This is a genomic window from Neptunomonas sp., from assembly GCF_041601355.1.
GTDB lineage: Bacteria > Pseudomonadota > Gammaproteobacteria > Pseudomonadales > Balneatricaceae > Neptunomonas.
Genome location: NZ_JBFIIH010000224.1, coordinates 1 through 3,695, shown reverse-complemented (window position 1 = coordinate 3,695; position 3,695 = coordinate 1). Strand labels below are relative to the sequence as shown.

Below are 3,695 nucleotides of genomic sequence, written 5' to 3'. Positions count from 1 at the left end.
TGCTCAATCAGGTGGATGTCAAAAAAGGTGCTAAATACTACGGCGAGGAGTATGGCGGCTATTACGATGTCTATGGTTATAGCAGCGAAAAAGCATGATAGATCTGCATTGTCATCTGTTGCCGGGTGTTGATGATGGTGCGGTTGATCTGCCAGAGGCGCTTAGTTTAGCGCGACTGGCTGTTGCTGATGGGATTAGCCATGCGGTGTTGACGCCGCATGTGCACCCGGGTCGATATGATAATTCCATTGCGGGTTTGCAGCCGCACTTTGTCGCATTCAAAGAGGCGTTGGCCGAGGCCGATATTGCGTTGGCTGTTTCATTGGCGGGCGAGGTGCGTTTAAGCCCCGAAGTGTTACAGCTTGTCGCCGCTGATGAACTGCCTTTTATCGGCACCTGGAATGGCTATAACGTGGTGCTATTAGAATTGCCGCATAGCCATATTCCGCCGGGTAGTGACAAGTTAGTTAAGTGGTTGTTGGCGCGTAATATTCTGCCGATGATTGCTCACCCTGAGCGTAATAAAGATATTATTCACAATCTTGATAAGATCCTGCCTTTTGTTGATCTGGGCTGTTTATTCCAGATTACTGCTATGTCGGTGACCGGTGAGTTTGGTATGCCGGCGCATCAGCGTGCACATGAAATTCTTGAAAATAATTGGGCGACAGTGATCGCTACCGATGGGCACAACCTGCAGCATCGTCCGCCGATTTTGTCTAAAGCGCGGCATGTGATCGAGCAGATGTATGGCGCAGCGCGTGCAGAACTGCTGTTTGATAAAAATCCGCAGAGGATTCTTTTTGGTACGGATGCTGCTGGACAGAGTGTTGAGTAACGAGATGAATAAGGTGCTGGATCAAGCTCTGAAAGAGAATAAAGCCTCTGAGCAGGACGAAAGCGTTAAGCAGTCATCGAAGCAATCATCGAATTTTACCCTGCCGCGCATTGCAGCGATGCTGGTTATCCTGCTGTCGATTCCGTTGATTTATCAGTCTTTTCGCTGGGCCATGGCGGATATGAATGCATACCCGGTGCGTTATGCAATTGAGCGTTGGCAGTCTTCGGATGAGGTGGTCACGTTAGCCGCGCTGGATAAGGCGACAGATGATATCGATACGTCGCTGAGCTGGAGCGCGAATAACGCCGAATATTACGAGCTGAAAGCCCGTTTGGTGCACTATCGCGGCTTACTATATGCCGAACAAATCAGAGAACAGCGTGAGCAGGCTAGTGAGCAGGCTTCTGAACAGGCTTCTGGGCATACTACAGAACAGCCTGCAGACGGCTCATCTGTAGTTACTTCTAAAGTAAGCTCGGAAAATAAGCCTGAAGCTAGTTTTGAAGTTAAGGCTAAAGGAAGCTCTGAAGATAAGGCCAAACAGGTATCAGAGCTGACGGCTAATTTTGAGACAACGATTCGACAAGCGCTCAGCTTACACGAGACAGCTATTCAACACCGGCCCCACTGGCCATATAGCTGGGCCAATAAAAGCCTGATGAAGGCGTATTTAGGCGAGTTTGATGAGGATTTTTCAACCGCAATAGCGCAGGCAGCTAAATTTGGACCGTGGGAGTTGAGCGCTAATCTTACAGTGCTTGAGGCCGGCCTGATGGGCTGGAGGCACTTAGCACCTGACTTGAAAATGCAGATAGTCGCGGCGGCCGAACGCGCCACCGAGCATCGTTTTCAGTCGGTACGTTCATTATTAGATCGTTATACGCTGCGTTATCCTGTATGTGCTCAAATGACACGAACCCCTGCACAAAAGAAACTCTGCCAATAGCTCTTATTCCGGGGACAGTTTACTTAATTCTTATTCCGGGGACAGTTTACTTAATTCCCCGTAATATTCTGACCATTATTGACTACAGGCCGCTCTCTGTTGGACTTAATAACCCCTTTTTTTCAAACCTTATTTTTGGTTTTTCTGGCTGAATTTGGCGATAAAAGCCAGTTAGTCGCTATGACCCTGAGTGCCCGGTACCGGCCGTGGCCGGTTATTATTGGTGCGGTGGCTGCCTTTTCTGTGCTTAACCTGTTGGGTGTGCTTTTTGGTGGTGTGATATCGCAATGGATCCCCGGGTGGATCGTCGCGGTGGTGGTGGCTGTTCTGTTTTTTGTTTTTGGCTTTCAGTCGCTACGTTTCGAAGAAGAAGCGGAGAGTGATGAAAACGTTAAAGTCGGTAAGCAGTTGTTGGTGTCGGTCTTTCTGCTGATCTTTGTTGCTGAGTTTGGTGATAAAACTCAGTTGGCTGTCGCGGCGCTGGCGAGTGTTAATAACCTCTGGCTGGTCTGGGGCGGCGCTACGTTGGCGTTGTCACTCACGACTCTGCTTGGCGTGATTGTTGGTCAGGCGTTATTCCAGCGAGTACCAATCAGTTGGATTCATCGGGGTAGCGGTGTCCTCTTTATCGCATTCGGCTGTGTAGCGTTATATGGCTTATTCCGGGGACAGCTTACTTAATTCATCAGGCTTATTCCGGGGACAGTTTACTTAATTCATCAGTTCTGTTGCGATAAGCTATACTCGATAAGGATCTATCGAATGCAAGGAGCAAAACTATGGCCAGGATGGCTCGAGTGGTTATTCCAAACTATCCCCACCATATTACCCAGCGTGGCAACCGCCGCCAGGAAACCTTTTTCATAGGTGATGATTACCAAGCTTATATTTCTCTGTTGAGCAATGCTAAAAAGCAGGCAGGCATAGATGTATGGGCTTATTGTCTGATGCCAAATCACGTACATCTGGTGGTGGTTCCCGAGCATGAAGATAGCCTGGCGGTTTTTTTTCGTGCAGCGCACCGACAATACACACGGCGCATAAATGTTAGGGAAGGTTGGCGAGGTCATCTTTGGCAGGAGCGATTCCATTCCTTTGTGATGGATGAAACCTATCTGTTGGCTGCTGTTAGGTATGTTGAACTCAATCCTGTTAAAGCTCAACTGTGTCAGACCCCTGAAGATTGGGCTTGGTCAAGCACACAAGCTCATCTAAGGGGAAAGGATGATGCGCTTGTTTCGGTCAGCCCAATGCTGGATAGAATCAGTGATTGGCGAGAGTATCTCGGGGCTGATGAAAATATCGATATGCAAGAACGTATCCGCGAGTACACCCGTACGGGAAGACCTGGCGGTACAGATGATTTTTTGAAAAAGCTTGAGCAACAGACAAGCCGTATTTTACATAAAGGAAAACCAGGGCCTAAAAGTAGAGGAATTAAGTAAACTGTCCCCGGAATACGGAATAGAATTAAGTAAACTGTCCCCGGAATAGATAAACTGTCCCCGGAATAGACGCGGTCCCCGGAATAGCCGGTGCTACGTTGGCCTTGTCGTTAACTAACGTGTTGGGTGTGTTCGTTGGTCAGGTATTATTTCATCGGGGTAGCGGTGTGTTCTTTCTCGCATTCGGCTGTGTAGCGTTATATGAGTCGATTCATCTGTTTATTTTAATTTAGGGTCAAGCCTTGCTGAGAAAATAATATAGAAGGTGATAGCCATCATAACGACCACCTTCCATACCTAGTGCTACTTCTATATCTAATGTCTAGCTCGGAAACGCGAAAGATACGCCTTCACGTACACCGCTTGAAGGCCAGCGCTGTGTAATCGTTTTACGTTTGGTGTAAAAACGTACCGCATCAGGGCCATAGGCATGCAGATCACCAAACAGTGAGCGCTTCCAGCC

4 protein-coding genes are annotated in these 3,695 nt (G+C 48.3%); all 4 read left to right on the top strand.

What is annotated here, in order from left to right:
- Window positions 1–94: 94 nt before the first annotated feature.
- The gene (locus ABY436_RS19570) at window positions 95–838 is read left to right on the top strand and encodes a tyrosine-protein phosphatase (RefSeq protein WP_372740606.1); all 744 of its coding nucleotides are present in this window, start codon (window positions 95–97) and stop codon (window positions 836–838) included.
- Window positions 831–1,787 carry a hypothetical protein gene (locus ABY436_RS19565; RefSeq protein ID WP_372740605.1) on the top strand — a complete coding sequence of 319 codons (957 nt, stop codon included), beginning with the start codon at window positions 831–833 and terminating at the stop codon, window positions 1,785–1,787. The genes ABY436_RS19570 and ABY436_RS19565 overlap by 8 nt, the downstream gene beginning before the upstream one ends.
- A 99-nt stretch (window positions 1,788–1,886) precedes the next feature.
- Complete coding sequence (locus ABY436_RS19560; RefSeq protein WP_372740604.1) at window positions 1,887–2,468, top strand: TMEM165/GDT1 family protein; 582 nt, start codon at window positions 1,887–1,889, stop codon at window positions 2,466–2,468.
- A 98-nt stretch (window positions 2,469–2,566) separates the two neighbouring features.
- Window positions 2,567–3,232, top strand: coding sequence for a transposase (locus ABY436_RS19555; RefSeq protein ID WP_372740603.1), 666 nt, complete (start codon window positions 2,567–2,569; stop codon window positions 3,230–3,232).
- Window positions 3,233–3,695: the final 463 nt, after the last annotated feature.

Bases quoted from the DNA above. Each gene is read 5' to 3' on its own strand.
- ABY436_RS19555 (WP_372740603.1), top strand. From the start codon at position 2,567: ATGGCCAGGATGGCTCGAGTGGTTATTCCAAACTATCCCCACCATATT.
- ABY436_RS19570 (WP_372740606.1), top strand. From the start codon at position 95: ATGATAGATCTGCATTGTCATCTGTTGCCGGGTGTTGATGATGGTGCG.